We start from the raw sequence: 26,157 nt of genomic DNA on the forward strand, positions 1-26,157 counted from the left end.
AACATCTTCCCAAGGAATCCGGCACCGTGTCGCTTTAGCGACAGAACACCCAAGAACGGCTCGCATCCGGACAAGCACGGAACGCAACCCCGGACGGAACACGCCTCTCCGCCGGATCGGCTAGACGTTGTGGCGGAACTCCACCACGTCGCCGTCCGCCATCACGTAGTCCTTGCCCTCCATGCGCACCTTGCCGGCGGTGCGGGCGGCGGCCATGGACCCCTCGGCGACCAGGTCGCCGAACGAGACGATCTCGGCCTTGATGAAGCCGCGCTGGAAGTCGCTGTGGATGACGCCGGCCGCCTCGGGCGCGGTGGAGCCCTTGCGGATCGTCCAGGCGCGGGACTCCTTGGGGCCGGCGGTCAGGTAGGTCTGGAGGCCGAGGGTGTCGAACCCGATCCGGACGAGCTGCGACAGCCCGGACTCCTCCTGGCCCATGCCCTGGAGCAGTTCGAGCGCCTCGTCGTCGGGCAGCTCGATCAGCTCGGCCTCGATCTTGGCGTCGAGGAAGATCGCCTCGGCGGGGGCGACCAGGTCGCGCAGCCGGGCGCGCAGCGCCTCGTCGGTGAGCTCCTCCTCGTCGAGGTTGAACACGTACAGGAACGGCTTGGCGGTGAGCAGGTGCAGCTCGCGCAGCAGCTCCGGGTCGATCCCGGCCGCGGCGGCGCCGGCGAACAGCGTCGTGCCCTCGTTCAGCAGCTTCTGCGCGGCGTTGACGGCGTCGACGACCGCCAGCTTGTCCTTGTCCTTCTTCGTCCGCGCCTCCTTGTCGAGGCGGGGCAGGGCCCGCTCGATCGTCTGGAGGTCGGCCAGGATCAGCTCGGTGTTGATCGTCTCGATGTCGCGCAGCGCGTCCACGTCGCCGTCCACATGGGTCACGTCCGGGTCGTGGAAGGCCCGGATGACCTGGCAGATCGCGTTGGTCTCCCGGATGTTGGCCAGGAACTTGTTGCCCAGTCCCTGCCCCTCGGAGGCGCCCTTGACGATGCCGGCGATGTCGACGAACTCCATCGTCGCCGGGAGGATCTTCTGCGAGCCGAAGATCCCGGCCAGCGCGGTCAGCCGCTGATCGGGCACCCCGACCACGCCGACGTTGGGCTCGATGGTCGCGAACGGATAGTTCGCGGCCAGCGCGTCGTTCTTGGTCAGCGCGTTGAACAGGGTGGACTTGCCGACGTTGGGCAACCCGACGATTCCGATGGAGAGGCTCACGGCGGAAAGTTTATGGGCCCGCCGGACCCGCCACGGACGCCCCCTGGACGAACACTCCGGTCAGGCGCGGGCGGCGCGCAGGAACTCGGCCATGTGCCGGAACGCGGCCTTCCCCTCCGGCATGAACTCGGCGAACATCGGGAAGACATGCGCGAGGCCCTCCCACTCCTGGTAGAGGACCCGCACTCCGGCGGCGCGGGCGCGTTCGGCGACGTCCAGGGTCTCGTCCCGCAGGATCTCGGTGCTGCTGGCCGTCAGCATCAGCGGCGGCAGCCCGGCCAGATCGCCGTTGCGGGGCGACAGCAGCGGGTCGTCGTGCCGCCTGCCTCGGCTGAAGTGGCGTCCGAGCCAGGCGATCCGCTCCGCCGGGACGAGCACCTCGCTGCGCCGGTTGAGCCGGTGCGAGTCCGATTCGCACAGCAGGTCGGCCCACGGCGACAGGACGATCGCCGCCGCCGGGAGCGCCGTGCCGCGTTCCTTGAGCGCGAGGAGGAGGGCGAGGGTCAGGTGACCGCCCGCCGAGTCGCCGCCGACCACGATGTCCTCCGGCGCGTACCCCCGCGCGCGCAGGAAGTCGTACGCGGTGAGCGCGTCGTGCAGGGCGTCGGCGGGGTGGTGCTGGGGCGCGAGCCTGTAGTCGAGCGCCAGTACCGGACGTCCAGTGGCGGCGGACAGGCGCCAGTTGAATCCGCGGTAGAGGCGCGGCCCACCGAAGAAGTAGCCGCCGCCGTGCATCTGGAGGAAGACCTTGCGTTGGTCGGGCGCCCCTGCCCGGACCCATTCGGCCGTGCAGGTACCGAGATCCTGTGGGGTGATGGCCACGCCGCGTGGGACGCGCTGCACCGCGCTCATCAGTTCGGTGACGCGCTGGAAGCGGGCCAGCCCGGCGTCGGTGTCCGGCGTGCGCTGCCATACCGACTTCACCACCATGCGGATGACCTGCCCCGTGACGCGCGCCTGTAGGGACGGCGGGCCGCCCGGCTCCAACGCGAGGGCACGGGCGATCCGGCGTTCCGTCGCGGTGGTCGCGACGGGCCGGACGGCTACGGGCCGGATGCTGGCTGTCATGTGCACTCCTCGGGGGCGGAGGCCGGGACGTCCCGGTTCAGAGCATTGGTCAACGGTGAGGCTAATTGCACCGGTCCGCCAGCAGCCTCGGCGCGTCGCGGCGGCGCTCTCCGCGTCCGCTGTCACGATGAACGGATGGACCTCGCGCTGCTCGCCGGCCTCGCCATCGGGGTCGCCATCGGAGTGGTCCTCGGTTTCGCGGTCGCCACCGCCCGGCAGGGCGCGCTCATCGCGCGGGCGCGGGCGGCCGAGGAGAAGCTGGCCTACGCCGAGGAGCGGATGGCCGGGCACTTCGAGAACCTCTCCGCCAAAGCCCTGGACGCCAGCAACCAGCGGTTCCTGGAGCTGGCCGACGCCCGCCTCAAGACCGCCGGGGCCGAGGCGGCGGGCGAGCTCCAGCGCCGCGAGCAGGCGGTCGAGCATCTGGTCGCCCCGCTCCGCGAGACCCTCGCCAAAGTCGAGGAGCAGCTCCGCGAGGTCGAGACCGGACGCCGCGAGTCGCACGCGATGCTGGCCAAGCAGGTCGAGTTCGTCCGGCAGAGCTCCGATCAGCTACGCGGCGAGACGCGCACGCTCGTCCGGGCGCTGCAACGCCCCGAGGCGCGGGGCCGCTGGGGCGAGCTCCAGCTCCGCCGGGTCGTCGAGCTGGCCGGGATGACCTCCCACTGCGACTTCGAGGAGCAGGCGAGCGCCGTCACCGGGACCGGCACCGTCCGGCCCGACATGGTCGTCCGGCTTGTCGGCGGCAAGAACATCGTGGTCGACTCCAAGGTCTCCCTGGCCGCCTACCTGGAGGCCGCCGAGACCGGCGACCCCGTCCGGCTGGAGGCGCACGCGCGGCATGTGCGCGACCACGTCGACCGGCTCGCCGCCAAGTCCTACTGGACGGCGTTCAGCCCGGCGCCCGAGTTCGTGGTCCTGTTCATCCCCGGTGAGGCGTTCCTGGCGCCGGCGCTCGACCACGACCCGGCGCTGCTGGAGTACGCGATGCGCAAGCGGGTGCACATCGCCACGCCCACCACGCTCATCACGATGCTGCGCACCGCCTCGTACGCCTGGCAGCAGGCCGCCCTGTCGCGCAACGCCCGCGCGGTGTTCGAGCTGGGCAAGGAGCTGTACGAGCGGCTCGGCACGATGGGGCAGCACGTGGACGAGCTGGGCCGCTCGCTGACCGGCGCGATCAAGTCCTACAACCGCACGGTCGGCTCGCTGGAGTCGCGGGTGCTGGTCAGCGCCCGCAAGCTGAACGAGCTCGGGGTGGTCGAGACGTCCCTGGACGGGCCGCGTCCGGTCGAGGAGAGCCCGCGCTCGCCGTCGGCCGCCGAGCTCACCGCCCACGAGGAGGGGCCGGGCGAGCCCGGAGACGGCGCCCCGCCTGTGCTCGGCGGCCCCCGGCCGGCGCCTGATCCGGCCGCGGAACCGGTAGGTTTCGGCGGACGGGCCATCCCTGATCAGATTGATCGGCGAGAGAGGTGGCAATGAGTACATCGACGGCAAGCGACGCGCCCGGCGGCGCCTCGCCGTCCCCTGGGGGTCCTGTGCGACGTCGGCGCGGCGCTTCGACCTCGCGGAAGCGCCCGGGCTCCGCCGCGGCGGGAGCCGCCGCGCTGACCGGCCGCGGCGGCATCGTGGTCATGTTCGGCGTCGGGCTGCTCGGCGGGCTGCTGTCGCGCTGGCTCGACGTGGGCCTGCTCGCCGGGGCCGGGTTCGTGCTCGGCTGCGTCCTGGCCGCGTTCGCCACCCGCCCGGCCGACCTGCTCACGATCGCGGTCAGCCCACCGCTGATCTTCCTCGCCGCGACGATCGCCACGGTGTTCCTCACCACGCTCGGGGACGGATCGCTGCTGCGCGGCGTCGCCGTCGGGGTGCTGGCCGCGCTGGCCGCGACCGCGCCGGGGCTGTTCCTCGGCACCGCGCTGGTGCTGGTGATCGGCGCCCCCCGCGGGCTGATCGCCAACGTCCGGGAGCTGCGCGGCAAGCTCGCCGGAAGCCGGCTGTTCGAGAAGGAGGAGAACGAGGACCCGGTCCGCTGGGACGAGTCACCCGCCGCGACCCGCGAACGCCCCCGCCTCCCCCACGGCGACGTCGACTAGACGTGCTCCGCGGTCGCGGGATCAGACCGGCGTGATGCGCAGGTCCTTGCGCAGTTCGTGCGGGAGGGCGAAGCGCATCTTCTCCTGCACCGACTCGATCTCCTCGACCTCGCCGTAGCCGCGGGCCGCCAGCCACGCGAGGACGCCCTGGACCAGCTCGTCGGGCACCGAGGCGCCGCTGGTGACGCCGACCGTGGTGACGCCCTCCAGCCAGGCCGGGTCGATCTGGTCGGCGTAGTCGACCAGGTGGGCGTCGTCGGCGCCGTGCTCCTTGGCGACCTCGACCAGCCGGACGGAGTTGGAGGAGTTGGTGGAGCCGACCACGATGACCAGCTCGGCCCCGGCCGCCATCTCCTTGACCGCGGTCTGCCGGTTCTGGGTGGCGTAGCAGATGTCGTCGGACGGCGGGTCCATCAGGTTGGGGAACCGCTCGCGCAGCTTCTCGACCGTCGCGACCGTCTCGTCCACCGACAGCGTGGTCTGCGACAGCCAGGCGACCTTCTCGGGGTCGCGGACGTGCACGTTGGCCACGTCGTCCGGGCCGTCGACCAGGTGGATGTGGTCGGGGGCCTCGCCGGTGGTGCCGATGACCTCCTCGTGCCCCTCGTGCCCGATCAGCAGGATGTCGTAGTCCTGGTCGGCGAACCGCACGGCCTCCTTGTGGACCTTGGTGACCAGCGGGCAGGTCGCGTCGATGGTGCGCAGGCCGAGGCCGCGCGCCTCGTCGTGCACGGACGGCGCGACGCCGTGCGCGGAGAACACCACGATGGCCCCCCGCGGGACCTCCTCGGTCTCGTCCACGAAGATCGCGCCGCGCTCCTCCAGCGTCTTGACCACGTGCACGTTGTGGACGATCTGCTTGCGCACGTAGATCGGCGCCCCGTACTTCTCCAGGGCGATCTCGACCGCCTCGACCGCTCGGTCGACGCCGGCGCAGTAACCGCGCGGCTTGGCGAGCAGGACACGACGCTGGCTGTTCGAGGTCATCCCCCCATGGTACGAGTCGAGCTGGCCCTCCCGCACCGCGCGGGCGCCCGGCCGCCGGGACCGCGAAGGCCCGCGCCACCGGGCCCGAAGCACAGGTGAAGCCCGCCATGTGACCCACCGCACGCATCTTTTGGACAGAAATCCATTAACCCGGGGTGACCGATATCGCACCAGTGCGGCAGAGTGAGGTTCGATAGACGGTGCCGACTCGGCCCGGTCCGGTGGTCAGGCCAGCAGGGAGAGGGATGTCGATGACGAAATCGCCGCGCCGCCTCAAGCAGCAGGTGCAGGACACGGTGGGCGAACAGGTTCGCGACCTCCCGCTGCACGCCGTCCGGCTGGCCATGTTCGGGGTGGGCCGCGCCCTGCTGCTGAGCGACCGGGTGACCAAGGACTACAGGGAGATCACCGAGGGCGGCGGCGTCCGCCCGGTCCTCGACCGGCTCCGCACCGACGTCCAGAGCACGGCCGAGAAGGTGGTCGGCCAGGTGGTGGAGCGGGTCAAGGGCGGCGAGGACGAGCCCGAGCCCGCCCCCCGGCCACGGCCCCGGCCCCGGCCCCGGGCCACCGAGCGTCCGGCCCGCCCGAAGTCCAACTCCGAGATCGCGGTCGGCAAGCCCGCGGCCCCCGAGCCGGCGGCGAAGGCCGAGCCCGAGGACCGGCCGGACCCGGCCGGCAAGCCCGCGTTCGAGCCGAAGCCCGAGGTGAAGCCCGCCGCGCAGGCCGAGGTCGAGCACCTCACCGCCGACCTGCCGGTGCCGAACTACGACGAGGCCACGCTCCCGCAGCTCCGCGCCCGCCTGCGCGGCCTGTCCACCGACCAGGTCAAGCTGCTGCGCGAGTACGAGCGCAAGCACGCCGCGCGTCCCGACGTCATCAAGATGTACGAGAACCGCATCGCCAAGCTCAACGGCAACGGCTGACCCGCCCCACGGAAACCCTGCCGACCAGGGCCCGTCCCAAAGTGCCCAGCCGTCGCGCGAGCGCGATGTCGCGCTCACCCCGAGCGCGGTCGGCGTCCGGGCCGCCAGGCGAGGAGGCCGGGCCGGGCTTTGAAACACGCCCTAGCCGCGGGCCGGTTCGGGGGTGTCCTGGAAAGCGTGGTCGATGTCGACGCGGTCCAGCGTCCCCAGGTGGCGGCGGCGCGTCACGAGGATGGCGATGCCGACGGCGCAGCAGGCCGCGCCCGCGTAGTAGGGCACTGAGGAGTCGACCTCTTCGGCCAGCTTGGTGGCGATGTAGGGGGCGAGGGCTCCGCCCAGCCAGCGGACGAAGTTGTAGCCCGCCGAGGCGACCGGCCGCGGGTGGTCGGAGACCTCCATGGCGGCCTCGGTGAACGCGGTGTTGTTCAGGCCGATCGGGATGCCCGACAGGATCGTGCAGATGATGATCCCGGTGTGCCCGGAGACCGCGAGGCCGAGCTGGAACACGATCAGCAGGGCGAGCCCCGTGTGCATCACCCGGACCGTCCCGAAGCGGCGTTGCAGCGGCGGGGCGCCGAACACCGAGGCCAGCGCGACCATCACGCCCCAGCCGAAGAACACCAGGCCGATGCCGTGCGCGTCCATGTCCAGGACGAACGGGGTGAACGCCAGGATGGTGAAGAAGGCGTAGTTGTAGAACAGCGCGGTGAACGCGGTGGTGGCCAGGCCGCCGTGGGCCAGGGCCCGGATCGGGGCGCTCAGCCGGGTCTTCTCGGCCGGCTTCGGCGTCGGTCCGAGCAGGGTCGCGATGAGCAGGAAGCCGACGGCCATCAGGACCGCGGTGCCGAAGAACGGGTAGCGCCAGTTCATGTCGCCCAGCAGGGCGCCGACCAAGGGGCCCATCGAGATGCCGAGGCCGAGCGCGGCCTCGTACAGGATGATGGCCGATTCGGCACCGCCGGAGGCGGCGCCGACGATGACGGCCAGGGCGGTCGCGACGAACAGCGCGTTGCCGAGGCCCCAGCCGGCGCGGAAGCCGATCAGCTGCCCGACCGAGTCGGAGGTGCCGGCCAGCGCGGCGAAGGCGACCACCAGGGTCAGCCCGATCATCAGCGTCCGCTTGCCGCCGATCCGGCTGGACACCCAGCCGGTGACCAGCATCGCCACCGCGGTGATCAGGAAGTAGCTGGTGAACAGCAGCGACACCTGGCTCGGTGACGCCTCCAGGTTCTTGGCGATCGCGGGCAGGATGGGGTCGACGAGCCCGATGCCCATGAAGGCGACGACCGCGGCGAACGCGGTCGCCCAGACCGACATCGGCTGCCGCAGGATCCCGCCGCCCTTGGTTCGTGCGGGGGGCTGTGCGTGCATGGGGACCTTCCTCTCAGGTTCAGGAGGCGGCGAAGAGCTTGTCCAGGGCGGGCAGCGCCGCGGCGACGGCCGCGCGCTCCTCGTCGCTGAGGACCGCGAACCGCTCGGTGAGGAACTCCAGGCGGCGTTCCCGTCCGGCACGCAGCCGTTGCGCGCCAGGTGCGGTGAGCCCGGCGGTGACGACGCGGGCGTCGGTGGTGTCCCGGCCGCGCGCGACGAGCCCGTCGCGTTCGAGCCGGTTGATCTGCGCCGTCATGGTGGGCAGGCGGACGCCGTGCTCGGCGGCCAGCTCGGTCATCCGGCGCGGACCGGCCTCCAGGGAGCCGAGCACCGACAGCTGCTGGGTGGTGATCGGCTGGTCGGCGTTGACCCGCCGGAGCATCAGCACGACGTCGCGCAGGCGGCCGTTCAGCTGCTGGGCCAGGGCACGGTCGGTGTCGGTCACGGTCGTCTCCTCGAATTACTTAGCCAGTCTAAGTTAGGTCAGCTAACTATCCAAATCGCCGCCCCGGCGGTCCCCACCTCCGGGCGGTGCGACCGTACCGCCGCCACCGCGCCCTTAGGCTGCCTGACATGGCAATGGAGACCTCGGCGGAGTCCCCGGTACCGGTCCGGACCGTGCTGCAGGCGGTGGGCGGCTGGATCGGCAAGCTCGGCCGCATCTGGGTCGAAGGGCAGATCACCGACCTCAACGCGCGCGGCGGCACCGTCTACATGACCCTGCGCGACCCGGTCGCCAACATGTCGGTGCGGGTGGTCGGCCCGCGCGCGGTCGTCGAGGCCGCCGGGCCCGCGGTGACCGACGGCGCCCGCGTGGTGGTGCACGCCAAGCCCGATTTCTGGATCAACCGGGGCACGTTCTCGCTCAGCGCGCTGGAGGTCCGTCCGGTCGGGGTCGGCGAGTTGCTGGCCCGGCTGGAGCGGCTCAAGCAGGTACTCGCCGCCGAGGGCCTGTTCCGGCCCGACCGCAAGCGCCCCCTGCCGTTCCTGCCCGGCCGGATCGGCCTGATCTGCGGGCGCGACTCCGACGCCGAGCACGACGTGCTCCAGAACGCGCGGCGGCGCTGGCCCGCGGTGGCGTTCCAGGTCGAGAACACCGCGGTCCAGGGCTCGTACGCGGTCGGCGAGGTGATGGAGGCGCTGCGCAGGCTGGACGCCGATCCGGAGATCGAGGTGATCGTCATCACCCGCGGCGGCGGCGCGATGGAGGACCTCCTGCCGTTCTCCGACGAGGCCCTGGTCCGCGCGGTCGCCGCGGCCCGCACGCCGGTGGTCAGCGCGATCGGGCACGAGCAGGACGCCCCGCTGCTCGACCTGGTCGCCGACGTGCGCGCCTCCACCCCGACGGACGCGGCGAAGAAGACCGTCCCGGACGTCCGCGAGCAGCTCCAGCTCGTCCGGCAGCTCCGCGACCGCGGCCGGCGCTGTCTGGCGGGCGGGCTCGAACGGGAGGCCGCCTGGCTGAAGGCGGTCCGGTCGCGGCCCGCGCTCGCCGATCCGGTCCGGGAGGTCGAACGGCAGTCCGAGCGGGTCCTCGCCCTGCGCGACCGGACCAGGCGCTGCCTGGCCGGGGCGCTCGACCGGTCCGGCGACGAGCTGTCCCATACGCGCGCGCGGCTGCTGGCCCTGTCCCCCGCGGCGACGCTCGAACGCGGATACGCGATCGTGCAGCGCGCGGACGGGGCGGTCGTCCGGGAGGCGGCGGGCGTGCCCGGCGGCGAGGAGCTGCTGCTACGGCTGGCCGACGGCCGGTTGACCGTGACCGTGTCGGGTCCCGCCGAGTCCTAGGTCTGTTCAAAGTGGCCTCAGCCGTCGCGCGAGCGCGTCACCTGACCGGCGGGGCCTGCCGGAGACGAGCCTCACCGGCCAGATCGCGAAGCGATGTCGCGTTCGCCCGAGCGTGGTCGGCGCCCGAGCCGCCAGGCGAGGAAGCCGGGCCGGGCTTGGAAAACACACCCTAGGGTGGACCCGACGGTGGGCGGGGAAGAGGAAGGGTTCGCGTGGCCGAAGAGAGAATGTCGTACGAGCAGGCGCGGGACGAGCTGACCGACGTCGTCAAGCGGCTGGAGGCGGGCGGACTGACTCTGGAGGAGTCGCTGAGCCTGTGGGAGCAGGGCGAGAAGCTCGCGGCGACCTGCGAGGAGTGGCTGGAGGGCGCGCGCGCCCGGCTGGCCGCCACGATGGCCGCGCCGGAGGGCGGAGACCAGAACGCCCCCACCCCCTTCTGACCTGCCGGGGAAGGGCGGAACCGCACGACCGAGGGCTCACGCCCGCTCGGCGCGTCCGCGGGGATCCGCTCAGGAGCCGGGCGTGGCCGAAGGGCTCAGCGGGGCGGCCTTCTTCGGCTGCGGCTTGAGGGCGGCGACCAGCACGGCCAGCTCGTCGTAGGACGCGGTGCCGGTCACGACCAGGCTCACCCCGTCCGGCAAGGTGCGGGCCAGCGAGTTGGCCTTCTTGTCCTTGCGGTAGTACTTGGCCCAGCTCACGCCGCCGATCTGCTGGGTGCCGAGCGAGTTCTTGTTGTTGGTCATCCGGGGGACGTACTCGGACGCCTTCTCGTTGCTCTGCTCCAGCGCCGCGTACTCGTCGGTGGGCGTGACGAACCCGAGGTGCCAGGCGACCGGCGCCTTGCCGCCGCCGTCCAGGCCGTGCAGCCGCGAACTGGTGGGCCGCCAGCCGACCGGCAGCCCCTCGGGCGCGTACGAGGTGTAGGGGGCGTCATTGCGCAGCGCCCACTGCTGCGAGCTGTAGTCGACGGTCGGCAGGACCTCGTTGTCGCTGCGCGGCGTGATCAGGTAGATCACCGCAACGAGCGCCAGGCAGGCGCCGATCGCGAGGCTGAAGCCGCCGAGCCCGCTGGTCAGCCGCTTGTGCACGGCCGGGCTCACCGGGATGGGCGAGGGCCGTCCGGCCGCGCCCTCCGTCGGCTCCGGACCGCCCCGGGCCTCCGGGACGCTCTCGCCGCCCCGGCCGTCGCGCGCCTCCGGGGCGTCCGGGCCGTCCTGAGCCTCCGGCGCGGGGGCGGGGACGGGGGAAGGGGTCTTGTCGGTCACCCTTCCAGGATCCCGCACGGTCAGCGCTGCTCCGTACCGGGGTTCCGGATCGTCCCCACGATCGCCATGATCTTGTCGGCGAGGCGGCGCGAGGCACCGTCGTCGTCCATCAGCGAGACCTCCGAAACCGCGCCCGCCATCGCTCCGGTCAGCACGATGACCAGCGGCTCGTCCACACCGCCGTCGGAGGTGTGGAAGAGCGCGGCGTTGCGGCGGGCCCACCGGTTGAGCCGCTGGCGCATCACCCGGTCGAATCCGGGCGGGCCGTCGCCGGAGATGAACAGCCGGGCGACGTCGCGTTCCTCCAGACAGCCGTTGAGGTAGGCGCCGGCGCCGGCGATGAACTGCCGCATCGGGTCGGTCTCGCCGGCGTCCCGGACGGCGTTGATCGCCTCGCGGGTGCGTTCCTGCTGGCGGCCCTGGAACTCCTCGAACAACGTCAGGTACAGGTCGGCCTTGCCGTTGAAGTGGTGGTAGAGGCTGCCGACGCTGGCCCCGGCCTTGGCGACGATGTCGGTCACGGCGGCCTGCGCGAAACCGGCCTCGCAGAAGACGTCCCGGGCCGCCGTCAGCAGCGCGCCGCGGGTCGCGGCCCCCCGGTCGGAGGTGCGGACGGGCGCGTCCGGCGTGGGCGCGCCGTCGCCCGAGGCGGCCGTCCCGTCGGACGAGACATCCATGTCGCTGCTCATGAGTGCTGAGATTACGCCCTCTTCCGCGTGGGAAACGATCCCTTGCGCGGGCAGCCGGCAAAACCGGCCGCGTCCGGGTGTCGGAGCCTCGCCGCCCACCCGCTGGTCTGGTCCAATTTGTGGCCCGGTACCCGGCCCACGGAGAATCCGGGTCATCGACGACGAAGGGACTGCATCGCCATGTCCGACGAAACCACTGTTTCCTCCCCGCTGACCACCGAGCCCTCGGCACCGGACCGCAACCTCGCGATGGAGCTGGTCCGGGTGACCGAGGCCGCCGCCATGGCCGCGGCCCGCTGGGTCGGCCGGGGCGACAAGAACGGCGCCGACGGGGCCGCCGTCAACGCCATGCGCCAGCTGATCAACACCGTGTCCATGCAGGGCGTGGTGGTGATCGGCGAGGGCGAGAAGGACAACGCCCCGATGCTGTTCAACGGCGAGGAGGTCGGCGACGGCAGCGGGGCCGAGTGCGACGTCGCGGTCGACCCGGTGGACGGCACCCGGCTGACCGCGCTCGGCATGAACAACGCGGTCGCGGTGCTGTCGGTCGCGCCGCGCGGCTCGATGTTCGACCCGTCCGCGGTGTTCTACATGGAGAAGCTCGTCACCGGCCCCGAGGCGGCCGACGTGGTCGACATCGAGCGGCCCATCGCCGACAACATCAGGGCGATCGCGCGGGCCAAGGGCTCGACGCCGAACGACGTGACCGTGGTGATCCTGGACCGGCCCCGGCACGAGGGGATCGTCAAGGAGGTCCGCGAGGCCGGCGCCCGGATCAAGTTCATCCTGGACGGCGACGTGGCCGGCGCGATCATGGCGGCCCGCGCGGGCACCGGCGTCGACCTGCTGCTCGGCATCGGCGGCACCCCGGAGGGGATCATCGCGGCCTGCGCGATCAGGGCGCTGGGCGGCGTGATCCAAGGCCGGTTGTGGCCGCAGGACGACGCCGAGCGGCGGAAGGCGATCGACGCCGGGCACGACCTGACCCGGGTGCTGACCACGGACGACCTGGTCACCTCCGACGACGTGTTCTTCGCCGCCACCGGAATCACCGACGGCGAGCTGGTCGACGGCGTGCGCTACAACAAGGGCAGGGCGTTCACCCACTCGCTCGTCATGCGCTCGCGCAGCGGCACCATCCGCACGGTCTCCAGCGAGCACCAGCTCAGCAAGCTGCGGGCCTACAGCGCGATCAACTTCGACACCGCGAGCTGACCCGCCGCACGAGCCGAGCCATCGCCGGGGGGGGCGGTCCGGACGACCGCAGGATCAACGCCGATCTTGTGGGCGTCCCGCAGGCCGGGCGGACGGCCGACCGGAGGGACGGACGGACGGGGCTGTCAGCCGCGGCGGCCGAGACGGCCGCGGACGCGTTCGCGGAAGCCGCGCTTGGGCGCGCGGGCCCGCACGGACCCGAAGATCAGCGTGCCGCCGATCTCGATCGTGGGGCCCTGGTCCGCCGGCCGGGTGCGCACGTCCCTGGTGGTGAGGACGGTGCGGCCGGTCACGTCCACCCGGACGCCCTCGGGCACCAGCAGCCGGACCCGGCCGCCGAGCAGCATCGTGTCGATCACGATGTGCCGCCGCTGGAGCACCGCCTCGCGCAGGTCGAGCTCGACCGTGCCGAACAGCGCCAGCACCGGCAGCTTCACCGGGACGACCCAGCGGCCCTCGCGCCGGGTGCGGCCGAAGAAGACCGAGACCGGCCGGTCGTCGACCAGGATCGGCTGCGACTCCTCGGGGCTGAGGTCGCCGGTCAGCCCGGTCAGCTCGCCGAGCGTGCGGGCCGCGTAGGCGTGCGAGATGCGCTCGGAGTGCTCGGCCATGCTCAGCCGTCCGTCCGCGAGGGCCTCGCCGAGCACGGCCACCACGCGTTCCCGGTCGGCGTCGGAGGCGCGCAGGTCGCGTACGCGCGTCGCCTTTTCCGCGGGCGGGCGCCGATCGGGCATTTCCACCCCTCAAGGTTAGCGGCCGGCACCGTCGTCGCGACGGGCGAGAATGGCGGCCGGACGGCCGTGCCCCCGTCCGGCCGTGATTGACCTGCGCGGCGAGTTGTCCCTACGCTGACGCGAATCTTCTTCACATTCTTCCGCAGCGCAGAGAGGGTGGATGCCTCATGGCCGAGGGCATCACCACGCGGGACCGTCAGGCGCGGTTCGCCACGTACGCCGGTTTCGCCATCCAGGGGCTGTGCTTCGCCTCGCTCGTCACCCAGGTCCCGCAGATCCAGAAGACCCACCATCTGAGCGACGCCACCCTGTCGCTGGTGCTGCTGATGGTGCCGCTGATCGCGGGCCTCGGCAGCGTCCTGTCGGGGTTCCTGTTCGCGCGCGTGGGCAGCGGCCCGGTGCTGCGGGTGGCGCAGCCCGGCGTCGCGGTCACCATCATCCTGATCGGCCTGACCGGCGACAACGACCCCGCGCTGTACGGGGCGGTCGCGCTGTTCGGCCTGTTCGTCGGCGCGGTCGACGCCTCGATGAACGCCCAGGCGGTCGCCGTCGAGCGCCGCTACGGGGTCAGCCTGATCACCGGGTTCTACGCGATCTGGAGCGTCGCGGGCATCGCCGGCGGGCTGTGGGCCTCGCTGAGCAACAAGCTGGACCTGTCGCTGCTCACCGGGTTCGCGATCGCGGCGGTGATCGGCCTGGCCGCCTCGCTGGTGACCGGCCGCCGGCTGTACCGCCGGGACGAGGAGGGCGACGGCCCGACCGCCGCCGAGCTCAAGGCCGCCGGACGGCACGTCCCGTGGCGCCCGATCCTGGTGGTGGGCGCGGCGATGGCCGTGGCCTACCTCGCCGACTCGGCGATCTCCAGCTACGGCGCCAAGTACCTGGACGACGAGCTGGCCGGCAGCGACTGGATCGCGCCGCTCGGCTACGTCGCCTACCAGGTCGCGATGGTGATCAGCCGCGCGGTGGCCGACCTCGGGGTGCGCCGCTCGGGCGCGGTGCAGGTGGTCCGGCTCGGCGGGCTGGTCGGCATCATCGGCATGATCGGCGTGGTCGCGGCGCCGAACGCGGCGCTGGCCATCGCGGCGTTCGCGGTCGCCGGCCTCGGGCTGAGCGTGATCGCGCCGGTGGCGTTCTCCGCCGCCGGACGGGTCGACCCGACCGGGCTCGGGGTCGCGGTGGCCCGGGTGAACATCTTCAACTACGTCGGGTTCGTCCTCGGCGCGGCCGTGGTCGGGGCCATCGCGCCGGTCAGCGACACGCATGGGCTGCGGCTGGCCTTCATCGTGCCGACGGTGCTGATCCTGGTCGTGTTCTTCACCGCCAAGGGCTTCGCGCCCGCCCCCGTGCCTGGTACCCGCGTGAACGTCCCGGTGGCGGAGCGTCCCACCGCCTGACCGCGTCCCACCGCCCGGCCGTGCCGCGGCCCGGCCGTGCCGCGGCCCGACGCGGCGCGCCCGCCTCCCGGGCCCTGAAGGACGGGCGCCGGGCGGGCGGGCGCGGGGTCAGACGTTCTCCTCCAGGGCGCTGACGGCCTTCTCACCCGCGCTCTGCGCCTCCTCCGGCGTCAGATCCTTGAGGGCCTGGGCCAGCGCGACCTCCGCGGCGTCGGCGGCGGCGCGGGCGGTCACCGCGTGTTCCTGCGCCCGATCCAGGTCGCCGAGCCCGACGCAGTCGAAGGCCACCTGCCCGTCGTGAACGGCCATCTTGAGCTGCCGTGCGGCCTCGTCCAGACTCATTCCGTACCTCCTACACCGGGGAACGTTCCCCTACCCCTGGGCAGGGTGGGTAATCACCGTGCCCAGGAGCTCGGCGGCCTGCGCGAGGCGGGCCTCGCCGAGCCGGGCGTACCCGAGCACCAGCGCGGGCGGCGCGTGGGCGGACCGCGCGCCCGACCACATCGGCGCGGCGCCCGCCACGGCCACGCCCGCCTTCGCCGCGTCGGTGACCACCCGGCGCTCGTCGCAGCCCGGCGGCAGTTCCACGTAGAGGTGGATGCCCGCCGCGACGCCGTGGACCACGGCATCGGGGATGTGCGCGCGCAGCGCCTCGGCGAGCGCGTCGCGGCGCGACCTGTACTGCCGCCGCATCTGGCGCAGATGCCGGTCGTAGGTGCCGGACGCGAGGAACTCCGCCAGCGCGTACTGCTCCAGGACGGGCCCGCCGAGGTCGGTGCGGGAGCGGTGGGCGCGCAGCCGTTCGGCCACGCCCGGGGGGGCCACCACCCAGCCCAGCCGCAGCGCGGGGGCGAGCGACTTGCTCACCGAGCCGAGCAGCACCACCCGCTCGGGGTCAACGCCTTGGAGGCAGCCCACCGGCTCGCGGTCGTAGCGGAACTCGGCGTCGTAGTCGTCCTCCAGCACCAAGCCGTCGACGTCGCGCGCCCAGGCGATCAGCGCGGCCCGGCGGGCGGGCGACAGGACGACGCCGGTCGGGTACTGGTGTGCGGGCGTGACCAGGACCGCGCGGGCCCCGGTGCGGGCCAGCGCCGCGACGTCCAGGCCCTCGGAGTCGACCGGGACGTGGGCCAGCCGGACGCCGGCGGCGTCGAGCATCGGGAACTGCCGGTCGCTGGTCGGGTCCTCGACGGCGAGCAGCCGGTGCCCGTCGCCGGCGAGCTGCCGCACCAGGACCGACAGCCCCTGCGCCACCCCGTTCATGATCACGATCTGCCCGGCCCCGGCGTGCGCGGCGCGGACCCGGCGCAGGTACCCGGCCAGCTCGGCACGGAGCGCGCCGGCGCCGCCCGGGTCGGGGTAGGCGAGCGCCTCGTTCGGGAGCGTCCGCAGGACCGCGCGGACCGCGGTCAGCCACCGGCCGCGCGGGAACGCGGCGAGGTCGGGGGCGCCCGGCCACAGGTCGAGGTGGAAGCCGCCGGGCGGGCCCCCAGGCGATAACCCGGACGGGTGCCCGGACGGGCCCCCGGACGGGTGCCCGGACGGGTCGGGGCCGCCGGGGGGACGCTCCGTCCCGGCCCGCGGGGGCGCCGGTTCGTCCGGACGGGCCAGCGGCGCGACCCGGGTGCCGTCGCCGCGCCGGGACAGCAGGAACCCCTCGGCGACGAGCTGCTCGTACGCCGCGACCACGACGCCCCGCGAGACGTCCAGGTCGCGGGACAGGTCGCGGCTGGACGGCAGCCGGGTCCCCGCGGCCAGCCGGCCGGACCTGACGGCCGCGCGGAGACCTGCGGCGATCTGCGCGGCGAGCCGGCCGGCCGCGCGGTCGAGAGGGAGATGGAGATCGGTCACATCAGGTCAGCGCTGCGAGGGGCGGCGGGCGTCACAGACCACGCATTGGTCCACAGAAGGGACGAGTCATTGGCTCTGTCCCAGAGACCAAGCCGCTCATAGCGTTCGCTGTCATGACCCGCCCCACGAACCCCCGCGGAACGCTCGGCGCCGCGACCGCGATGACCTGCGTCGGATCGCTCACCGCCGTCTCCGCGACCATCGCCGGCTACCCCGTCTTCGGCGGCCAGGCCGTCCGCTACGCGGTGGCCGCGCTGATCCTCTTCCTCGTCGCCCGCTTCGCCGCCCGGGACGGCCGCCGGACCCGGCCCACGCCGCGCGAGTGGGCGTACCTGACCGCGCTGGCGGCGACCGGGCTGGTGGCGTTCAACGTGTGCATCGTGCTGGCGACCCGCGACACCGGCCCGGCCACCATCGGCACGGTGATCGCGACGGTCCCGATCGTGATGGCGCTGGCCGGGCCGCTGCTGGAACGCCGCCGTCCCGCCCCGGCGGTGGTCGTGTCGGCGTGCGTGGTGACCGCCGGAGCGGCACTGGCGAACGGGCTCGGCGGGGGCACCGCGCGCGGGCTGCTGCTGTCGCTCGGCGCGCTCGGGGGCGAGGTGTGCTTCTCCCTGCTGGCGGTGCCGGTGCTGCCGCGGCTCGGCCCGCTGCGGGTGTCGGCCTACTCCGCCGCGATCGCGGCCCCGATGCTGCTGGTCGCGGGCCTCGTCGCCGACGGGCGGGGGGTGCTGCGCGTCCCGACCGGCCCCGAGTTCGCCGGGCTGGCCTACCTGTCGGTGGTCGTCACCTCCATCGCGTTCCTGATCTGGTACGACGCGCTCGGACGGCTCGGGGCGGACCGCGCGGGGCTGTTCGCGGGCCTGATCCCGGTGAGCGCGGTGGCCACCACCATGGCGCTCGGCCTCGGCCGTCCGAGCGCCGCCGACCTCGCGGGCGCGGGACTCGTGGCCGCCGGGGTGGTGATCGGCGTCCGCTCGCCCCGTCCGGCGGCGGCACCCGCGCCCGAGCCCGTACCCGAGCCCGTGGAGGCGGGCGTGCCGGAGGGAGGTCGTACCCTGTAGGGCGGCCCCATCGGATGACGCGCGAGGATCTGCCAGAGATGCCTGAGTTCTCCTACACCGACCTGCTGCCGCTCGGCCCCGACGACACCGAGTACCGGCTGCTCACCGCCGACGGCGTGTCCACGTTCGACGCGAACGGCCGGACGTTCCTCCAGGTCGAGCCGGAGGCGCTGCGGCTGCTGACCGAGACCGCGATGCGCGACATCTCGCACCTGCTGCGGCCCGCGCACCTGGCCCAGCTCCGCAGGATCCTGGACGACCCGGAGGCCAGCCCGAACGACCGGTTCGTGGCGCTCGACCTGCTGAAGAACGCGGGCATCGCCTCCGGCGGCGTGCTGCCGATGTGCCAGGACACCGGCACCGCGATCGTGATGGGCAAGCGCGGCCAGCACGTGCTGACCGACGGCCGCGACGAGGAGCACGTCTCGCGCGGCGTGTACGACGCCTACACCAAGCTCAACCTGCGCTACTCGCAGATGGCGCCGGTCACGATGTGGGATGAGAAGAACACCGGCGACAACCTCCCGGCCCAGGTCGAGCTGTACGCCGCTCCCGGCGACGCGTACAAGTTCCTGTTCATGGCCAAGGGCGGCGGCAGCGCCAACAAGTCGTTCCTCTACCAGGAGACCAAGGCCGTCCTGAACCCCAAGCGGATGCTGGCCTTCCTCGAAGAGAAGATCCGCTCGCTCGGCACCGCGGCCTGCCCGCCGTACCACCTGGCGATCGTGGTGGGCGGCACGTCCGCCGAGTACGCGATGAAGACGGCCAAGTACGCCTCCGCGCACTACCTCGACGGGCTGCCGGCCGAGGGGTCGCCGCTCGGCCACGGGTTCCGCGACGTCGAGCTGGAGGGGCAGGTGTTCGAGCTGACGCAGCGGCTCGGCATCGGCGCGCAGTTCGGCGGCAAGTACTTCTGCCACGACGTGCGGGTGATCCGGCTGCCCCGGCACGGCGCGTCCTGCCCGGTGGCGATCGCGGTGTCGTGCAGCGCCGACCGGCAGGCCCTCGCCAAGATCACCGCCGAGGGCGTCTTCCTGGAGCGGCTGGAGACCGACCCGGCCCGGTACCTGCCCGAGACCACCGAGGAGCACCTCGACGACGCGGTGGTGCGGGTCGACCTCAACCGGCCGATGGACGAGATCCGCGCCGAGCTGACCCGGTACCCGGTGAAGACCCGGCTGTCGCTGACCGGCCCGCTGGTGGTGGCCCGCGACATCGCGCACGCCAAGATCAAGGAGCGGCTGGACGCGGGCGAGGCGATGCCCCCGTACCTGCGCGACCACGCGGTCTACTACGCCGGGCCGGCCAAGACGCCCGAGGGGTACGCGTCCGGGTCGTTCGGGCCGACCACGGCCGGGCGGATGGACTCCTACGTCGAGCAGTTCCAGGCGGCCGGCGGCTCGCTGGTCATGCTGGCCAAGGGCAACCGGTCGCAGCAGGTCACCGACGCCTGCAAGGCGCACGGCGGCTTCTACCTCGGCTCGATCGGCGGCCCCGCCGCGCGGCTCGCGCAGGACTGCATCAAGAAGGTCGAGGTGCTGGAGTACGCCGAGCTCGGCATGGAGGCGGTGTGGCGGATCGAGGTCGAGGACTTCCCCGCCTTCATCGTCGTGGACGACAAGGGAGACGACTTCTTCGCCGACACCAGCGGCCCGGTGCTGACGATCGGTCGGCGATAACGGACCGACTAGCACCAATAGGTCACAGTATTAAACCTAAATCCAAGTTGGTGCCTTGGTCTCCCGGATGACCACATGTTCACTCCGGTATCTTTTCGGCCATGTCTCAGTCAGAGCGCCTCGTGCTCGCGACGCGCTACCGGCTGGTCTCCGAGATAGGCCAGGGTGCCAACGGCACCGTGTGGAGAGGGCATGACGACCTCCTCGACCGCCCGGTGGCGATCAAGGAACTGCGGCTCCCCGAGGACCTGACCGAGGCCGACCGGGTCGTCTTCTACCGCCGTACCCTCCGCGAGGCGCGCGCGCCGGCGCAGCTGCGCACGCACTCCATCGTCGAGGTGTACGACGTGGTGATCGAGCAGGGGCGGCCCTGGATCGTGATGGAGCTGATCGAGGCGCCCAGCATCGAGCAGCTCATCGAGGAGTCCGGCCGGCTCCCGCCCGACCGCGTCGCGCACATCGGGCGCAAGCTGCTGGACGCCCTCGCGGTCGCGCACCGCGCCGGGATCGTGCACCGCGACCTCAAGCCGAGCAACGTGCTGCTGGACGGCGACCGGGTGGTGCTCACCGACTTCGGGCTGGCGTTCTCGTCCGGCTCGGTGAGCCTGACCAAGACCGGGCACTTCATGGGGTCGCCCGCCTACGTGGCCCCCGAGGTCGCGGCCGGCGACACCGCCACCCCGCGCTCGGACCTGTGGTCGCTCGGCGCGACCCTGTACGCGGCGCTCGAGGGACGGCCTCCGTTCGAACGTGACAACGTGATGGCCACCCTCAGCGCGCTCGCCAACGAGTCGCCGCCGGCGCCGCAGAACGCGGGGGCGCTCGGGCCCGTCATCACCGGGCTGCTGGAGAAGAACCCGACCCGCCGGCTCAGCCACGCCCGCGCGGTCGACCGGCTCGAGCGGGCGATGTCGGGGCCGCGCTCCGGGCGGCGCCCGGCGACGCCGCAGCTCCGGATGGCCGCCGTGATCGCGCTCATCTGCGCCACCGTCGCGTCCTGCGGGATCGGTGCCACCGCGCTGATCGTCGGGATGACCCGGGAGAGCCCCGGGCCCTCCCCCACCGGCGGCTCCGTCCGCCAGGCCGCCACCGCCCCCGCGTCCGCCGCACCGCCCGCGGGCACCGAGACCAGCACGCTGACGGTCCGGGCCCGCACCGCCGACTGCAAGATATTCGTGTCGGTGCCCGGCGCGGCGACCAACGTGCTGAGCGACGAGACCCTGACCAGGGGCGACGCCCGCACCTACGACCAGGTCCGGCTCAACGCGGTGATCTACGACGGCGCGGCCTGCGACGTCTGGGTCAACGGCAAGCCGAGACCGGTAGGCCCGGCCGGCGAGCGCAAGACCTACACCGTGCGGCGGACCGCCGGGCGCTGAGCGGCGGCGGGGGAATGCGCGGGCCGCCCGCGGGGCTGCCATCAGGGCAGGGTTACATTCGTGGCGGAGGTGGCTTCTCATGACCGAGCAGGAGTTCCGGGTCGAGCACGACTCCATGGGCGAGGTGCGGGTCCCGGCGGCGGCCAAGTGGCGGGCCCAGACGCAGCGGGCGGTGCAGAACTTCCCGATCTCGGGACGGCCGCTCGAACCCGCGCACATCGCCGCGCTCGGCCAGATCAAGGCCGCCGCGGCGACCGTCAACGCCGAGCTCGGCGTGCTCGACAAGGACCTGGCCGGGGCCGTGGCCGAGGCGGCGCTGGAGGTCGCGGCGGGCCGCTGGACGGCGGAGTTCCCGATCGACGTGTTCCAGACCGGGTCGGGGACCTCGTCCAACATGAACGCCAACGAGGTCGTCGCGACGCTGGCGCAGGAGCGGCTGGGCCGCCCGGTGCATCCGAACGACCACGTCAACGCCTCGCAGTCGTCCAACGACGTGTTCCCGTCCTCGATCCACATCGCGGCCACCGGGGCCGTCCTGAACGATCTGATCCCCGCGCTGCGGCACCTGGAGGGCGCGCTCACCCGCAAGTCGGTCGAGTTCGCCGCTGTGGTGAAGTCGGGCCGCACCCACCTGATGGACGCCACGCCGGTGACGCTGGGCCAGGAGTTCGGCGGGTACGCGGCGCAGGTCCGCTACGGCGTCGAACGGCTCCAGGCCGTCCTGCCGCGGCTGGCCGAACTGCCACTCGGCGGCACCGCGGTCGGCACCGGGATCAACACGCCGGACGGTTTCGCCGCCCGCGTCATCGGCGAGATCGCCCGCGCCACCGGGCTGCCGCTGACCGAGGCCCGCGACCACTTCGAGGCGCAGGGCGCCCGGGACGGCCTGGTCGAGGCCAGCGGCGCGCTGCGCACCATCGCGGTCGGCCTCAACAAGATCGCCAACGACCTGCGCTGGATGGGCTCGGGCCCGCGGGCCGGGCTGGCCGAGATCCGGCTGCCCGACCTCCAGCCCGGTTCCTCGATCATGCCGGGCAAGGTCAACCCGGTGATCCCCGAGGCGGTGACGCAGGTCGCCGCGCAGGTCATCGGGAACGACGCGGCGATCGCGTTCGGCGGTGCGGCCGGCAGCTTCGAGCTCAACGTGATGCTGCCGATGCTGGCCCGCAACCTGCTGGAGTCGATCAGCCTGCTGACCGGGGTGTCCCGGCTGCTGGCCGACCGCTGCGTGGCGGGGATCGAGGCCGACGAGGCGCGGATGCGCGAGTACGCCGAGTCGTCGCCCGCGATCGTGACGCCGCTGAACCGGCACCTCGGGTACGAGGAGGCCGCCCAGATCGCCAAGCAGGCCCTCAAGGAGCGCAAGACCATCCGGCAGGTCGTCCTGGAGCGCGGTCACGTGGAGCGCGGCACCCTGACCGTCGAGCAGCTCGACGCCGCCCTTGACGTCCTCGCCATGACCGGCCACCGCCCCGCCTGAGGGCTGTGTCCCCAACACCCCCGGCCCGGTGTCCTCGCCTGGCGGCTGTGTCCCCAACACCCCCGGCCCGGTGTCCTCGCCTGGCGGCTGTGTCCCCAACACCCCCGGCCCGGTGTCCTCGCCTGGCGGCTCGGACGCCGACCGTGCTTGGGCGAGCGCGGCATCGCTTCGCGATCTGGCCGGTGGGGCTCGCCTTCGGCTTCGCCTCACCGGCCAGGTATCGCGCTCGCGCGACGGCTGCGGCACGTTGAAGCACTACTAGTACCAGCCGGCCGACCTGAAGTGGCTCCAGGCGCCGCAGGGCGTGCCGAAGCGGTGCTTGATGTAGCGCAGGCCCCAGCGGATCTGGGTGCGCGGGTTGGAGCGCCAGTCGGGCCCGGCGCTGGCCATCTTGGAACCGGGCAGCGCCTGCGGAATACCGTGGGCGCCGGTCGCGCCGTTGCGGGCGCGCTCGTTCCATCCGCTCTCCCGGGCCCACAGCCGCTCCAGGCAGCCGAACTGCCGGGCCGAGCGCCAGCGGTACCGGGGCATCATCGCGCGGGCGGTGAGCTTGTTGCGGCGCGCGCGACCCCAGGCGCGCCGTTTCGCGGCGCCCGCCCGGTACCGCCGCCCTTCGTGGACGCGCGCGGTGCCGGTGGACGCTCGCCGGACGTCGGTGATCTGGGTGCGTGCGGCTCCGTCCAGCCCCGCCTGAGCGGGTGAGGCCGCTGCCGGTACGCAGACCAGAGCGGCGGACAGCCCGAGGGCGATGACACGGAAGCCGTTGCGTATGTGATCGGACACGCCGGGTAGCGTGCTCGCGATCCGGGGCCTTTAGTCGCCCCGTCCGGGCATCATGTGCCGGCGCTTTGCCGATCCCTTGCGTCCCGATGCCGTTCCGGGCGGACGCGGCACCATTCCAGGCAGACGAAGAGGGGCGGGCCGACAGCCCGCCCCTCCCTCCCGGGGAACCCGGGTGCGTCTCACTACCGGCCGGCTCAGTACCAGCCGACGGACTCGGAGTGCGACCACGCCTTGCACGGGGTGCCGTAGCGGTCCTTGATGTAGCCGAGGCCCCACTTGATCTGGGTGCGGGCGCTGGTGCGCCAGTCGGAGCCGGCGCTGGCCATCTTGGAACCGGGCAGCGCCTGCGGGATCCCGTACGCGCCGGAGGAGGGGTTGGCGGCGTTGCTGCGCCAGCCGCTCTCCTTGTTCCAGAGCTTCACCAGGCAGCCGAACTCGCCGGTGCCGCCGAAGCCGAAGCTCGGCAGCATGCCCTTGGCGATCTGCTGCGCCTCGCCGGCCGGGACCGGGTCGCTCGCCGGGGCGCCGCCACCGCCGCCCGTACCGGGCTTGGGCTCGTCCTCGGGCTTCTTGGTCGGGATCGGGGTGCCCTTGGGCCGCAGCACCGGCTTCTTGGTGCTGGTGCCCTTGCGCACCGCCCGGGACGCGCGGTCGAGCGCCTTCTTGCGGCGCTCGGTCTCCATCACCTTGGGATCGATGGGCGGCGCGGCCACCGCGGCGTCGGCCAGCGGGGCGGACTGCACGGTGGTCTTGCCACCGTCCTTGGCACCGGAGTCCCCGGTAAAGGCAAACGCCGCCACCGCGCCACCACCGACCACGACGGCCGCGCCGGTCACGACCACGGCGACCTTGACGCCGGTGCGGCGGGTCGCGCCGCCAGAGCGGCCCGAGCCGCCCGGAGTCGCGGAACCGCCGCCGCCGGCACGGCGCGGGGCACGGGACCGGGAGCCACCACCCGAACGGCGTGAACGGCCCGCTCGCGCCGGACGGGACGGACCGGACGGGGAACCGCTGGAGATCTCGTCATGGGCCTCGGCGGGGCCGTCAGGGCCCACCGGGCCCATCTGGTCCATCGCGCCGGGCTGCGGCGGCCCTGCGGGGAAGGCGGGGAAGGAGGCGGTGCCGCCCTGGGCGGGGCCCTCGGCGGGACCGCCGGCGAACGGACCACCGGCGACCTTGACGTCGTCCTCTGGCCGAGCCGCGGGCATCAGCGGCTCCTGGGAGTCAAAGCTCTGTCGATCGTCTCGCCTAGGGGACCCGTGATGGTCTCCGAACAAGGCGGTCCTTCCGACGGTCGCACGCGCATGGACGCGCATGCGAGCTGGTTCCACCCCTGGACCGGCCACCGCCCGGCTGTGGACGGTCCCGGACCTGGAGGGCGTCGCGCCGGCCGGACGTCGTTCAGGGGTGCCCGGCGGACCCGCACCGCTCTGGGGGTGCTTACGAGGACACACAATGCCCGAGTCGGAGGGATGGTCCGCAACCTGAACGAGACAATTGTTCGCGATGGGGCTGTTGTTACCGTGACGAGAACAATGCCCAATCTGCGATGAGACCTGGGATTCCTTGCCATTCCGGCCAGGTTTGTGACTTTCACCACACTCGCACTCAGTGAGGTTTGATGATCACAGTGCGTGCGGACTCTTTACGCCCTGAGCGGAAACGCCCCGGCGTCCGGCCACAGAACCGGCCGGATCCCCGGGGCGCCGCGCGCGGCCCGGGCCCGCACCGGGGCCCGGGCCGCGCTCAGAACGCACTCAGAACACGTGTCAGCCGCCGACGTCGCCGAGCATGTCGGTGACCAGGGCCGCGATCGGCGAACGCTCCGACCGGGTCAGCGTCACGTGCGCGAACAGCGGATGCCCCTTGAGCCGCTCGACCACCGCGGCGACGCCGTCGTGCCGGCCGACCCGGAGGTTGTCACGCTGCGCCACGTCGTGGGTGAGCACGACGCGCGAGCCCGACCCGATCCGCGACAGGACGGTCAGCAGCACGCCCCGCTCCAGCGACTGCGCCTCGTCGACGATGACGAACGCGTCGTGCAGCGACCGTCCGCGGATGTGGGTGAGCGGCAGCACCTCCAACATGCCACGCTCCAAAACCTCGTCGATCACTTCCGGCGAGGACACCGCGGACAGCGTGTCGTAGACGGCCTGGGCCCACGGCGACATCTTCTCGTTCTCGGACCCGGGCAGGTAGCCGAGCTCCTGCCCGCCGACCGCGTACAGCGGCCGGAACACCACGACCTTGCGGTGCCGGCGGCGCTCCAGCACCGCCTCCAGGCCCGCGCACAGCGCCAGGGCGGACTTGCCGGTGCCGGCCCGGCCGCCGAGCGAGACGATGCCGATGTCCTCGTCCATGAGCAGGTCGAGCGCGATCCGCTGCTCGGCGGACCGGCCGCGCAGCCCGAAGACCTCACGGTCGCCGCGGACCAGCCGCACCGACTTGTCGGGCTGCACCCGGCCGAGCGCCGAGCCGCGCTCCGACAGCAGCCGCAGGCCGGTGTGGCAGGGCAGCTCGCGCGCCTCGTCCAGCTCGGACCGGCCGCCGTCGTACAGCTCCTCGATGTCGCCCGCCGGGACCTCCAGCTCGCGGATGCCGGTCCAGCCGGACTCGACCACCGCCAGCTCGGCCCGGTACTCCTCGGCCGTCAGCCCCACCGCGGACGCCTTCACCCGCATCGGCAGGTCCTTGGAGACCAGCACCACGTCGCGGCCCTCGGCGGCGAGCCAGGCCGCCACCGACAGGATCCTGGTGTCGTTGTCGCCGAGCCGGAACCCGTCGGGCAGGACGGACGGGTCGGCGTGGTTGAGCTCCACCCTGAGCGTGCCGCCCTGCTCTCCGAGCGGCAGGGCCTCGTCCAGCCGGCCGTGCTCCAGCCGGAGGTCGTCCAGCGTGCGCAGGGCCTGCCGGGCGAAGTAGCCGAGCTCCGGATGGTGCCGCTTGGCCTCGAGTTCGGAGATGACGACGATGGGGAGTACGACCTCGTGCTCGGCGAACCGGGTCATCGCCCCGGGATCGGCGAGCAGAACGCTGGTGTCGAGGACGTACGTGCGCCGGTCCGGAACAGGCGTTCCGGAGAGGATCCCAGGGGCGGGACGGCGCGCGGAGGTTGTGGCCACTCGATCTCCCTGATGCTGAGGGAACTGCCGGTGGCGCCGCAGTCCGCCCCCATCCGG

The 26,157-nt window shown here is 72.8% G+C and carries 24 protein-coding genes; 11 read left to right on the forward strand and 13 right to left on the reverse strand.

The window, feature by feature from the left end; genetic code table 11:
* Window positions 1-120: 120 nt before the first annotated feature.
* Window positions 121-1,212, reverse strand: a complete 1,092-nt coding sequence (ychF, locus tag QP090_RS08690; protein WP_285938028.1) for a redox-regulated ATPase YchF — start codon at window positions 1,210-1,212, stop codon at window positions 121-123.
* 60 nt (window positions 1,213-1,272) lie between these two features.
* Window positions 1,273-2,280, reverse strand: coding sequence for an alpha/beta hydrolase (locus QP090_RS08695; protein WP_285938029.1), 1,008 nt, complete (start codon window positions 2,278-2,280; stop codon window positions 1,273-1,275).
* A gap of 135 nt (window positions 2,281-2,415) precedes the next feature.
* Between QP090_RS08695 and QP090_RS08700 the strand changes: the two genes are divergently transcribed.
* Together QP090_RS08700 and QP090_RS08705 are read left to right on the forward strand one after the other, a co-directional pair.
* Window positions 2,416-3,762: a DNA recombination protein RmuC gene (locus QP090_RS08700; protein WP_285938030.1), complete on the forward strand. Its 1,347-nt coding sequence runs from the start codon at window positions 2,416-2,418 to the stop codon at window positions 3,760-3,762.
* Between the two features lie 56 nt (window positions 3,763-3,818).
* A complete protein-coding gene (locus tag QP090_RS08705; protein WP_285938032.1) occupies window positions 3,819-4,373 on the forward strand; it encodes a DUF6542 domain-containing protein in 555 nt (184 codons plus the stop codon).
* 21 nt (window positions 4,374-4,394) lie between these two features.
* Here the strand turns inward: QP090_RS08705 and QP090_RS08710 are convergent, their stop codons facing one another.
* Window positions 4,395-5,360, reverse strand: coding sequence for a 4-hydroxy-3-methylbut-2-enyl diphosphate reductase (locus QP090_RS08710; protein WP_285938033.1), 966 nt, complete (start codon window positions 5,358-5,360; stop codon window positions 4,395-4,397).
* Window positions 5,361-5,605: 245 nt separating this feature from the next.
* On the opposite strand from QP090_RS08710, the gene QP090_RS08715 reads away from it, so the two are divergent.
* Window positions 5,606-6,283 carry a DUF8129 domain-containing protein gene (locus QP090_RS08715; protein WP_285938034.1) on the forward strand — a complete coding sequence of 226 codons (678 nt, stop codon included), beginning with the start codon at window positions 5,606-5,608 and terminating at the stop codon, window positions 6,281-6,283.
* 141 nt (window positions 6,284-6,424) lie between these two features.
* On the opposite strand, the gene QP090_RS08720 is transcribed toward QP090_RS08715, so the two are convergent.
* Window positions 6,425-7,654, reverse strand: coding sequence for an MFS transporter (locus QP090_RS08720; protein ID WP_285938035.1), 1,230 nt, complete (start codon window positions 7,652-7,654; stop codon window positions 6,425-6,427).
* 19 nt (window positions 7,655-7,673) lie between these two features.
* On the reverse strand, window positions 7,674-8,099 hold the full coding sequence (locus QP090_RS08725) for a MarR family winged helix-turn-helix transcriptional regulator (protein WP_349666478.1): 426 nt from the start codon (window positions 8,097-8,099) through the stop codon (window positions 7,674-7,676).
* 128 nt (window positions 8,100-8,227) lie between these two features.
* Between QP090_RS08725 and xseA the strand changes: the two genes are divergently transcribed.
* Together xseA and QP090_RS08735 are read left to right on the forward strand one after the other, a co-directional pair.
* On the forward strand, window positions 8,228-9,442 hold the full coding sequence (xseA, locus tag QP090_RS08730; protein ID WP_285938036.1) for an exodeoxyribonuclease VII large subunit: 1,215 nt from the start codon (window positions 8,228-8,230) through the stop codon (window positions 9,440-9,442).
* 212 nt (window positions 9,443-9,654) lie between these two features.
* Window positions 9,655-9,882, forward strand: coding sequence for an exodeoxyribonuclease VII small subunit (locus QP090_RS08735; protein ID WP_329519584.1), 228 nt, complete (start codon window positions 9,655-9,657; stop codon window positions 9,880-9,882).
* A gap of 69 nt (window positions 9,883-9,951) precedes the next feature.
* Here the strand turns inward: QP090_RS08735 and QP090_RS08740 are convergent, their stop codons facing one another.
* Both QP090_RS08740 and QP090_RS08745 read right to left on the reverse strand, forming a co-directional pair.
* The gene (locus QP090_RS08740) at window positions 9,952-10,707 is read right to left on the reverse strand and encodes a DUF4245 domain-containing protein (protein ID WP_285938037.1); all 756 of its coding nucleotides are present in this window, start codon (window positions 10,705-10,707) and stop codon (window positions 9,952-9,954) included.
* 20 nt (window positions 10,708-10,727) lie between these two features.
* The gene (locus tag QP090_RS08745) at window positions 10,728-11,396 is read right to left on the reverse strand and encodes a TetR/AcrR family transcriptional regulator (protein ID WP_285938038.1); all 669 of its coding nucleotides are present in this window, start codon (window positions 11,394-11,396) and stop codon (window positions 10,728-10,730) included.
* Between the two features lie 180 nt (window positions 11,397-11,576).
* Between QP090_RS08745 and glpX the strand changes: the two genes are divergently transcribed.
* On the forward strand, window positions 11,577-12,611 hold the full coding sequence (glpX, locus tag QP090_RS08750) for a class II fructose-bisphosphatase (protein WP_285938039.1): 1,035 nt from the start codon (window positions 11,577-11,579) through the stop codon (window positions 12,609-12,611).
* A 125-nt stretch (window positions 12,612-12,736) separates the two neighbouring features.
* Here the strand turns inward: glpX and QP090_RS08755 are convergent, their stop codons facing one another.
* On the reverse strand, window positions 12,737-13,345 hold the full coding sequence (locus QP090_RS08755; RefSeq protein ID WP_285938613.1) for a DUF1707 SHOCT-like domain-containing protein: 609 nt from the start codon (window positions 13,343-13,345) through the stop codon (window positions 12,737-12,739).
* Between the two features lie 167 nt (window positions 13,346-13,512).
* Between QP090_RS08755 and QP090_RS08760 the strand changes: the two genes are divergently transcribed.
* Window positions 13,513-14,742 carry an MFS transporter gene (locus tag QP090_RS08760; RefSeq protein ID WP_285938040.1) on the forward strand — a complete coding sequence of 410 codons (1,230 nt, stop codon included), beginning with the start codon at window positions 13,513-13,515 and terminating at the stop codon, window positions 14,740-14,742.
* A gap of 108 nt (window positions 14,743-14,850) precedes the next feature.
* Here the strand turns inward: QP090_RS08760 and QP090_RS08765 are convergent, their stop codons facing one another.
* Together QP090_RS08765 and pdxR are read right to left on the reverse strand one after the other, a co-directional pair.
* Window positions 14,851-15,084 (reverse strand): hypothetical protein, encoded by a 234-nt coding sequence (locus tag QP090_RS08765; RefSeq protein ID WP_285938041.1) that lies wholly within the window; start codon window positions 15,082-15,084, stop codon window positions 14,851-14,853.
* Window positions 15,085-15,114: 30 nt separating this feature from the next.
* The gene (gene pdxR, locus QP090_RS08770) at window positions 15,115-16,593 is read right to left on the reverse strand and encodes a MocR-like pyridoxine biosynthesis transcription factor PdxR (RefSeq protein WP_285938042.1); all 1,479 of its coding nucleotides are present in this window, start codon (window positions 16,591-16,593) and stop codon (window positions 15,115-15,117) included.
* Window positions 16,594-16,706: 113 nt separating this feature from the next.
* Between pdxR and QP090_RS08775 the strand changes: the two genes are divergently transcribed.
* From QP090_RS08775 to QP090_RS08790, 4 genes are all read left to right on the forward strand, one after another.
* Entirely contained in the window at window positions 16,707-17,657 is a 951-nt protein-coding gene (locus QP090_RS08775) for a DMT family transporter (RefSeq protein WP_285938043.1), read from the forward strand.
* A 38-nt stretch (window positions 17,658-17,695) separates the two neighbouring features.
* Window positions 17,696-19,336 carry a fumarate hydratase gene (locus QP090_RS08780; RefSeq protein ID WP_285938044.1) on the forward strand — a complete coding sequence of 547 codons (1,641 nt, stop codon included), beginning with the start codon at window positions 17,696-17,698 and terminating at the stop codon, window positions 19,334-19,336.
* A gap of 101 nt (window positions 19,337-19,437) precedes the next feature.
* Window positions 19,438-20,715 carry a serine/threonine-protein kinase gene (locus QP090_RS08785; protein ID WP_285938045.1) on the forward strand — a complete coding sequence of 426 codons (1,278 nt, stop codon included), beginning with the start codon at window positions 19,438-19,440 and terminating at the stop codon, window positions 20,713-20,715.
* Window positions 20,716-20,794: 79 nt separating this feature from the next.
* Entirely contained in the window at window positions 20,795-22,195 is a 1,401-nt protein-coding gene (locus QP090_RS08790) for a class II fumarate hydratase (RefSeq protein WP_285938046.1), read from the forward strand.
* Between the two features lie 258 nt (window positions 22,196-22,453).
* Here the strand turns inward: QP090_RS08790 and QP090_RS08795 are convergent, their stop codons facing one another.
* The 3 genes from QP090_RS08795 to phoH2 form a co-directional block, all read right to left on the reverse strand.
* Window positions 22,454-22,978, reverse strand: a complete 525-nt coding sequence (locus QP090_RS08795) for an aggregation-promoting factor C-terminal-like domain-containing protein (RefSeq protein ID WP_285938047.1) — start codon at window positions 22,976-22,978, stop codon at window positions 22,454-22,456.
* 194 nt (window positions 22,979-23,172) lie between these two features.
* Complete coding sequence (locus QP090_RS08800; RefSeq protein WP_285938048.1) at window positions 23,173-24,186, reverse strand: aggregation-promoting factor C-terminal-like domain-containing protein; 1,014 nt, start codon at window positions 24,184-24,186, stop codon at window positions 23,173-23,175.
* 561 nt (window positions 24,187-24,747) lie between these two features.
* The gene (phoH2, locus tag QP090_RS08805; protein ID WP_285938614.1) at window positions 24,748-26,064 is read right to left on the reverse strand and encodes an RNA 5'-3' helicase PhoH2; all 1,317 of its coding nucleotides are present in this window, start codon (window positions 26,062-26,064) and stop codon (window positions 24,748-24,750) included.
* Between the last annotated feature and the right edge of the window lie 93 nt (window positions 26,065-26,157).

The sequence above is a fragment of the Actinomadura xylanilytica genome (genome assembly GCF_030283145.1).
In the GTDB taxonomy this organism is placed as follows: Bacteria; Actinomycetota; Actinomycetes; order Streptosporangiales; family Streptosporangiaceae; genus Spirillospora; species Spirillospora xylanilytica.

Coding starts and splice junctions, on each gene's coding strand:
- glpX (WP_285938039.1), top strand. CDS start 11,577: ATGTCCGACGAAACCACTGTTTCCTCCCCGCTGACCACCGAGCCCTCG.
- QP090_RS08785 (WP_285938045.1), top strand. CDS start 19,438: ATGTCTCAGTCAGAGCGCCTCGTGCTCGCGACGCGCTACCGGCTGGTC.
- QP090_RS08760 (WP_285938040.1), top strand. CDS start 13,513: ATGGCCGAGGGCATCACCACGCGGGACCGTCAGGCGCGGTTCGCCACG.
- QP090_RS08745 (WP_285938038.1), bottom strand. CDS start 11,396: ATGAGCAGCGACATGGATGTCTCGTCCGACGGGACGGCCGCCTCGGGC.
- xseA (WP_285938036.1), top strand. CDS start 8,228: ATGGCAATGGAGACCTCGGCGGAGTCCCCGGTACCGGTCCGGACCGTG.
- QP090_RS08775 (WP_285938043.1), top strand. CDS start 16,707: ATGACCCGCCCCACGAACCCCCGCGGAACGCTCGGCGCCGCGACCGCG.
- QP090_RS08780 (WP_285938044.1), top strand. CDS start 17,696: ATGCCTGAGTTCTCCTACACCGACCTGCTGCCGCTCGGCCCCGACGAC.
- QP090_RS08800 (WP_285938048.1), bottom strand. CDS start 24,186: ATGCCCGCGGCTCGGCCAGAGGACGACGTCAAGGTCGCCGGTGGTCCG.
- QP090_RS08715 (WP_285938034.1), top strand. CDS start 5,606: ATGTCGATGACGAAATCGCCGCGCCGCCTCAAGCAGCAGGTGCAGGAC.
- QP090_RS08755 (WP_285938613.1), bottom strand. CDS start 13,345: ATGCCCGATCGGCGCCCGCCCGCGGAAAAGGCGACGCGCGTACGCGAC.
- QP090_RS08700 (WP_285938030.1), top strand. CDS start 2,416: ATGGACCTCGCGCTGCTCGCCGGCCTCGCCATCGGGGTCGCCATCGGA.
- QP090_RS08720 (WP_285938035.1), bottom strand. CDS start 7,654: ATGCACGCACAGCCCCCCGCACGAACCAAGGGCGGCGGGATCCTGCGG.
- QP090_RS08765 (WP_285938041.1), bottom strand. CDS start 15,084: ATGAGTCTGGACGAGGCCGCACGGCAGCTCAAGATGGCCGTTCACGAC.
- QP090_RS08710 (WP_285938033.1), bottom strand. CDS start 5,360: ATGACCTCGAACAGCCAGCGTCGTGTCCTGCTCGCCAAGCCGCGCGGT.
- QP090_RS08790 (WP_285938046.1), top strand. CDS start 20,795: ATGACCGAGCAGGAGTTCCGGGTCGAGCACGACTCCATGGGCGAGGTG.
- QP090_RS08695 (WP_285938029.1), bottom strand. CDS start 2,280: ATGACAGCCAGCATCCGGCCCGTAGCCGTCCGGCCCGTCGCGACCACC.